General features: G+C 53.6%; 6 protein-coding genes and 1 pseudogene. 5 read left to right on the forward strand and 2 right to left on the reverse strand.

The genetic code is table 11. From position 1 onward, the window contains the following. Window positions 1-951: 951 nt before the first annotated feature. Window positions 952-1167 carry a hypothetical protein gene (locus JAO29_RS14705; protein ID WP_334268999.1) on the forward strand — a complete coding sequence of 72 codons (216 nt, stop codon included), beginning with the start codon at window positions 952-954 and terminating at the stop codon, window positions 1165-1167. 992 nt (window positions 1168-2159) lie between these two features. Here the strand turns inward: JAO29_RS14705 and JAO29_RS14710 are convergent. Further along, window positions 2160-2429 (reverse strand): helix-turn-helix domain-containing protein, encoded by a 270-nt coding sequence (locus tag JAO29_RS14710; protein ID WP_334269000.1) that lies wholly within the window; start codon window positions 2427-2429, stop codon window positions 2160-2162. A 143-nt stretch (window positions 2430-2572) separates the two neighbouring features. On the opposite strand from JAO29_RS14710, the gene JAO29_RS14715 reads away from it, so the two are divergent. From JAO29_RS14715 to JAO29_RS14725, 3 genes are read left to right on the forward strand one after another with little or no spacing between them, the layout of a single operon-like run. Next, complete coding sequence (locus JAO29_RS14715; protein WP_334269001.1) at window positions 2573-3079, forward strand: hypothetical protein; 507 nt, start codon at window positions 2573-2575, stop codon at window positions 3077-3079. 34 nt (window positions 3080-3113) lie between these two features. After that, the gene (locus JAO29_RS14720; protein ID WP_334269002.1) at window positions 3114-3479 is read left to right on the forward strand and encodes a hypothetical protein; all 366 of its coding nucleotides are present in this window, start codon (window positions 3114-3116) and stop codon (window positions 3477-3479) included. A 29-nt stretch (window positions 3480-3508) separates the two neighbouring features. Further along, window positions 3509-4174, forward strand: coding sequence for a hypothetical protein (locus JAO29_RS14725; RefSeq protein WP_334269003.1), 666 nt, complete (start codon window positions 3509-3511; stop codon window positions 4172-4174). Between the two features lie 441 nt (window positions 4175-4615). On the opposite strand, the gene hflX is transcribed toward JAO29_RS14725, so the two are convergent. Further along, window positions 4616-6139 (reverse strand): GTPase HflX, encoded by a 1524-nt coding sequence (gene hflX, locus JAO29_RS14730; RefSeq protein WP_334269004.1) that lies wholly within the window; start codon window positions 6137-6139, stop codon window positions 4616-4618. Between the two features lie 301 nt (window positions 6140-6440). Between hflX and JAO29_RS14735 the strand changes: the two are divergent. Beyond that, a pseudogene (locus JAO29_RS14735) lies at window positions 6441-6759 on the forward strand (hypothetical protein); the annotation flags it as partial.

The raw sequence follows: 6759 nt of genomic DNA on the forward strand, positions 1-6759 counted from the left end.
ACCTGGAATCGTTCAGCGGCCTGTGGCTGCGTAAGGCTAAGACCCTTTCGCCACTTCTTCAAGCGTTCATATGCTTCTTTCGTTTTTTTGTGCATGCGCGGGACCATAGCAAGGTCATGCGGTGTATGCAATATGATTGCGTTTCGTTTTCAGACCAAACTACGCAATTAAATTAGTCATTAATTTGGTGACATCTCCTCAGGCTTGGCATACGTTGTGCGGACTGAAAACGAACGACGTAACCGCGCCATGACCCCCGAAGAAACAACCCACCACAACAAAACAGCCGATTGGCTTTTGAAAAGTATGCCGCATCGTGTGCTGGGCATATCTAAAGCGCTGTCAGCCGAAGAACTCGACAAGGTTTATCAGTGCAGAACAGAAGGAGACTCGCAAGCATTCATTGACCACATGCACGACGAAACCCGCAAACACGGGTGCGACTAGCTCTCCTCATTCCAATTCCTTCAGCACCAGCCGGAGTACAACATCATGGGCCTTGACATCACTGCTTACGGAAGACTGACCAAAAAACGACAAGCCACTTCTCGATGCAGATGGCTACCCAGAGGACGGTTCGCTGCATGTGTATCGCGCAATCTTCGAATTCAGCCAGCGATTTGGGCAGGGACACGCAAATGGACTAGAGCCTGACACCTTCTATGCCTATGACGACGCCATGAGTTTTAGGGCAGGCAGTTATGGTGGCTACAACGCTTGGCGAGATCAATTAGCCAAAGTGGCTGGATATGAGAGCGCCAAGGCCGTGTGGGACAGCCCCTCCCCCGAAGGCCCGTTCGTTGAGTTAATCAATTTCGCTGACAGCGAGGGCGTTATAGGTCCAGTCGCAGCGGCAAACGGAGTAGACACGGGTGCGATAACAGTCGAAACCGATCATGATGAGACTTGGGCTAATGCATTGCGTCAGGCTCATTCGGCAATGAGGGCACCATGACGCCCACGCTCAAACCCTGCACTGAAGCACGCTACTGGGAAATGCTCGAAATAATCCCGCCCGCGATCATGGACGGCAAAGGGTTCATGGTCGGAGAGCCGTGGTCGCACCGGCAATGCACCGTTTCACAGCGGCACGACCAGCCGACGTTCGCAGGGTTCTTCAAATACGGCAAGCAGTTCTTCGAGGCTGAGAACCCATGTAATTCCTGAGGAAGACGTGGATGTCAAACTACTCAATGAGCGGCTTGAGGTCTTGGCAACGGCAAGACAGGACAGCACAGCTCCAGTCCCGATCCTGAGTGATCAGGGAGAACTACGCATCGCAGGTGTTGGTGGAACAGCTGGCAAATTTCGCTTCTGGGATTGTTGGGTGAAAGATATACAGTTGCGACTATTCACTCCGCATGTCTTCCGGAGTTGTCCACACCGTCTCCTGAAGCAATATTTCTGGTGGGCTGCGAAGCTCTCTAACGAGCCGTTGGTACCGTTTGATCCGCTATGACGGAACGGGGATCCTAACGAGCCCAGGATCGAGCCGCCAGGTCGGACATGAGTCTTTGTCAGCGTCCGGCTCCGAGATTGGCATCAGGGTCATCCACATGGTGCGAAGTCAGTCGAAAAGTGATTCGTTTGTGGTGAGCGAACTCATAGATCAAGAGGTTGCAGTGTATCGCTCATCTGACGGCAAGCGATTGTTTCGAATCAGTGCGCGACCAGTTTAGTGCATCAGTCTTTTGCTGTCTCCCCCTCGAACGATCTGATTGCCGTAATAGCCGATGGAAAGATCTGGTTCTATCCATTCACTGCAAAAGTCCAACAATGATATTTGATGTTTGGAAGAAGCGCGGCGACACGCTCAGAATGGATGTTCGAATCGGCTGCAGTTCCTGTCCAACTCATCCTGAAAAGATCCAATCTCCCGCGTCGGGTATTTCTCGGAAGGACAATCAGAATATTTCAACATTGCAGAAATCGGAAACTTCTAATTTGCGTCTACATATCGACGATACATAACGCGGCATTATCGGGCGAAGCTTTCGAGAGAAATGCATTCGACGGTGTTCGATGTCAGTTCGAATATTGACCTTATCATGCAGCTTCCGAGGGTCCATCAACCCATGAGGTTCGTCGGCGAGGGATCTTCCCATTCTCGAATTCCTCCATGCTGTCGCCAAAGGATCATCGATGCTGCTTGGTCGTTGCTATTTCTTGAGCGATGTCGCTGTGGATGCCTTGGATTTCTTCTTGAGGGTCGATTTTTTGGAAGGCCGACCAAGCTTTGGCTGTGCGACAAATGCTTCCACCTCGGAGCGAAGAAGAAGTATGCGTCCTGCTACCTTGACGCTCGTCAATCTCCCTCTTTTCAAAAGATCCGCAATGGCCTGTTTGGACACGCCCCGGATACGGGCCGCTTCGACCTGAGAAATGTAATTTTCTAAAGCTCTATCGCTATTGTTGCTTGTCTCGGTCAAGTATTTATGGTATTCTTCCGATAATTTGAGATCCGGGTACCATCATACCGGTTAACAATTCGACCGCAGATCGCGGGACGCGCCGGTGCGTCAACACCGACGTATCCCTGACCACCCATCACCTTCCTAAGAAAGGCGACGATATGGCTGTCTCTAAAAGTACCGGCAGTCCTGCTTCAGACACAAGCCAACGCATCCGGCAAATATTCAGCAGGAGTCAGATCTCAGAAGAGCGCAAGCGCGAATGGGATCAGGCGATCCGCCATGCCGAGATCGGCTCCCCACCACTACGTTTTCCTCTCTATGAACATCTCTATCTCTTCAATGCCTCTGCCCAGAGGCTGATCGATCTATTGAAGGAGATCGGAAGCTCGTTCGGCATTGGCCAGAAACAGTCTTTGTACCACCAATCCCTCATTCAACAGGTACGGGCCTCGGTGAGTAGTGACATCGTGGACTACATGTCCGGGATTGAGCGTACCGACGAATGGGTCTTCGAAGGTCTGTGCAGGGATGAAGAGAAGAACCTGCGCGATCCTGATGCAGTCTACTCGCAGGTTCGGCAGCGAGAAGAGGAACGGACCAAACAGGGTCTTCCACCACGCGTCCGCTTCTTGGATGATGAGCCATCTGTAGGCCAGAAGAGATGACCCGGATGAACACAGACCAAAGGGAGGAGATCTAATGGACAAAGGCAAAAAGCGGAATTACATACCCGACCAATCGCTTCCCGGTTCTCAAGAGAGACCCAGGAACGAGCTGCCGACACTCGGAGTGAACTTTACCGAAGCAGTCGGCAAGATCATTGCGTTCGTCAATGTGGTCAACGATCCGCCGAACTGGCAGGCACTCGAGATCCGCTTTACAGATGGAACTCTACTCCATTTCGAGTTTCTGACCACTGAGACCAGGATCAAACCCAGATATATGGAAGCAAGACACGGAGATCTGGAGCTGATCCGCAGCTACGGAACGCTCCTTACTGATGATGAGAGGACGGCTCGGCAAAGAGCCACGGAAGGTGACGACGATGGACCATACTGCGTTTGAACATCTGCTAATACTGAACCGCAACGTCGATGCTGCCCATCGAGACATTACAGAAGCTGGCCGAATACCCGGAACTCAAGAATGAGGATTTCACAGTCCGACAGACATATCTTCGGGAACACCTGGCCGATGCCAATATTCAGGTTCTGCATGCCCTCAAAGAATCGGAGCTGAAGGCAAACGGGCTGGCCTTCAAAGAACGCTCCGCATTTGAAAAGAGGACGCGCGATCCAGATGATTGCTATCTGGAGGTCGTCAAGAGAGAAGAAGAACGGCGGAAGCAGGGCCTGCCTTCGTTGATTGGGATTCAGCGGGGTATGCGTCGGGCTACCTCCGATGAAATCCTTGCGGATATCTACACTGATCTGGACAGGAACTCTTCCGGGGTCGACAAAGAAGACGAGCGCATATATACGGACGATAATGGCCATCCCGAATCGACCGAGATCTACATCGTGCCCGAAGATGGCGACGACGACCTTAGGCAGAGGATCATCAACCGTGTCGAGTCTTTACGGACCGCCCTAACGATGACGAAGGACGAGTTCCGTGCCCTGATTGGTCCGCCAGCTTCCTCGAATTGGATGAGTTTCGTTGAAGCAGACGCTAGCGAGGCATGGAATCATGTCACACCACAGATGTTCGAAAAGATTGCCAAGGCTCTTGGCATTGGTAGTGGCGAACTGCTGCAGTAATCCTGAAAATATCCGTTTTGGATATTTTATTGGATTGTGTACGGATGTGTATTCGATCCAATGCTGATTCACGGCAGATAAGTTCAGCATCCTTTGCAGATACCTGGCTGATCGGCTAAAGATCAACTCGGCATCAGGTTTGATTTTGATGCGGACCAAAGCTGGCTTAGGTGATGTACCTGAGATGCCGAGGGCGGGAGCGACCAGCGTCAGCGGCAACCGCAGGGTGGGGTCGCTTCCCCCTCGGCACTTACTTTGCGCTATTTTCCCGTCTCGCTAAATAATTGTTTCTACTTGGCTTTTCCTTTAACAATTTGCTGTCAAATAGACCGCTCACTAGACCCTAGATCCGGTTAGGAAAACCCCATTCTCAGCCGTGCTACAGCCGAGGTTTGGACCTGTCAAAACTGATGAGCACTAGGGCGGAGAGTGTTCACGGGCTCAATCTTCTGTGCGGTCTCGTCCTGAGCCTGGTTCGTGCTCGGCACGGAAACGGCGGTACCGGTCCAGAAAAGATGCCGGTCCTCGGGCTCGGAAAAAGACGAGGTTTCCTTCGAAGTGTCTCTCGCCAATGATGGCTCCGCCCTCCAGCGAGGCGAGGATGGATCCTTCCGATTGAGGAAGTCTAAAGCTAGATTCGACGACTGGATCGGCTACGAGAGCGGCATCAATGGCTTTCAGGAGTTGCTCAAGGCCAGTGTGCTGTAGGGATGAAACGAAAATCGCTTCGCGATCTCTGGAGAGATGGGCGAGTTCTTGGGGTGAAAGGAGATCGGTCTTGTTCAAAACCTGAATGACAGGCTTAGCCGAGACTGCAAGCTCGGCTAAGACCGTTTCAACCTGAGCTTTCTGCTCTTCGCGGATAGGGCTGGCGGCGTCCTGGACGTGAAGAAGAATCTCGGCTCGCTCGACCTCTTCGAGGGTAGCGCGGAAGCTCGTAACCAATGTGTGGGGAAGGTTGCGGATGAAGCCAACGGTATCGGAGAGAAGAATCTTGCGACGGGAAGGAAGCTGCAACTGTCGGAGTTTGGGGTCGAGAGTAGCGAACATGCGGGCAGATTCGAGTACGCCAGCCTCGGTAAGCGCATTGAAGAGGGTGCTCTTGCCAGCGTTGGTATAGCCGACGAGGGCTACCACGGGCACCGGAACGGCATCGCGGCGCTGCCGCTGCTGGTGACGGATCCGGCGGACATCCTCGAGCTGATTCTTGATTTGGGCAATGCGAAGATTGATCTTGCGACGATCGGTCTCGAGCTGGGTTTCGCCTGGGCCTCGGGTCCCAATGCCGCCACCAAGCTGCGACATGGCGCGACCGCGGCCGGCGAGACGGGGCAACTGGTATTCAAGTTGTGCGAGTTCGACCTGGAGGTGACCTTCACGGGTCTTGGCGTGACGGGCGAAGATATCGAGGATGAGCTGCGAGCGGTCGATCACATGGCAGGGTAGCCGGGATTCGATGTTGCGCAGTTGGGAGGGGGTGAGGTCATGGTCGAAGAGAACAAGCGAAGCGTTAGTGGAGGTCACGACCTCCACAATTTCGTCGAGTTTGCCTTGGCCGACGAGGCTGGAGGGATCAGGCTTCTGGCGGCGCTGAACGAGCATAGCGGCAATCTTCGCACCGGCTGATCGAGCGAGTTCTTCAAACTCTGCACGGCTGGCATCGAAGTCAATGGCGGAAGGCTCATGGACAGGGAACTCTTCTTGTTCAGCCGCGATGGCCGCCGCAGCGCGGGCAAGTCGAGCGGCTGCGGTAAGCTTGCGTTTGCGAAGCTCTCCGGTGAATTCGACTACGACAAGCACGGCAAGTTCTTGCTGAGTCTGCGAAGTACGGAGTTCGCGGGCGAGGAGGGCCTCTTTTTGGGCCTCACTTGCTTCGATGAGACTGCGCCGGACTGTTTTTCCGAGATTTCTGCGCGATGGCGCTTGGTCAAGGGTGGCTTCATGCGAAGCCTTCTTACTGGTCAAAGTTATCTCAATTCATAGTAGGCTTCTCGGCCTACCCTCCCAATGATACCGGGGTCATCAGCGTCAGAATCCTATTTCCGACCGCCACTGGCAGCTGCGAAGAATGAGTCGGACACTAAAACCGTTTGCGAGATGAGAGTCCGCGCAGACCTGGCAGATGCCAGCAGTAAGGAAGATCCTCGTTACAAGAGGTCTATGCAATCGTCCTGCTCGCAAGGGAACAAGAGGAAGGTTACGCCACGAATCCGGCCGATATCTATCGATGAATCCGGTTTGGGATCGATGAGTGCATTGCGCGATAATGCACTCACCGGGGGCCAGTTCCATCTCCGGATGGCGACACACTGTCCGGAACCACCCTTCGGCACTTCCCAGAGACCCGGTTTGGGATAACTTCCGGGTTGCCGACAACTCGGAAGCCAACGGACAACATCCTGATTGTGCGGGTAGTGCTGGAGGCGAACTGGAACAGATCCAATTCCTCTTGGGTCAGGTTTCGATCCAGACCACAGAGCGGTATCTGGGCTGCAAGCAGCGCACTCGGTCTGCGGTGAACGACAGAATCGGGATCGAAGTCGGCGCCACGGTTGCCGAGCTCTTACCGCGTATCTCCGCAGCGC

Origin of the sequence: Edaphobacter sp. HDX4 (assembly GCF_036877565.1) — a bacterium.
Classification (GTDB): Bacteria; Acidobacteriota; Terriglobia; order Terriglobales; family Acidobacteriaceae; genus Edaphobacter.

Excerpts from the sequence above, each read along its gene's own strand:
- JAO29_RS14705 (WP_334268999.1), top strand. The coding sequence starts at position 952 with ATGACGCCCACGCTCAAACCCTGCACTGAAGCACGCTACTGGGAAATG.
- JAO29_RS14715 (WP_334269001.1), top strand. The coding sequence starts at position 2,573 with ATGGCTGTCTCTAAAAGTACCGGCAGTCCTGCTTCAGACACAAGCCAA.
- JAO29_RS14720 (WP_334269002.1), top strand. The coding sequence starts at position 3,114 with ATGGACAAAGGCAAAAAGCGGAATTACATACCCGACCAATCGCTTCCC.
- JAO29_RS14725 (WP_334269003.1), top strand. The coding sequence starts at position 3,509 with ATGCTGCCCATCGAGACATTACAGAAGCTGGCCGAATACCCGGAACTC.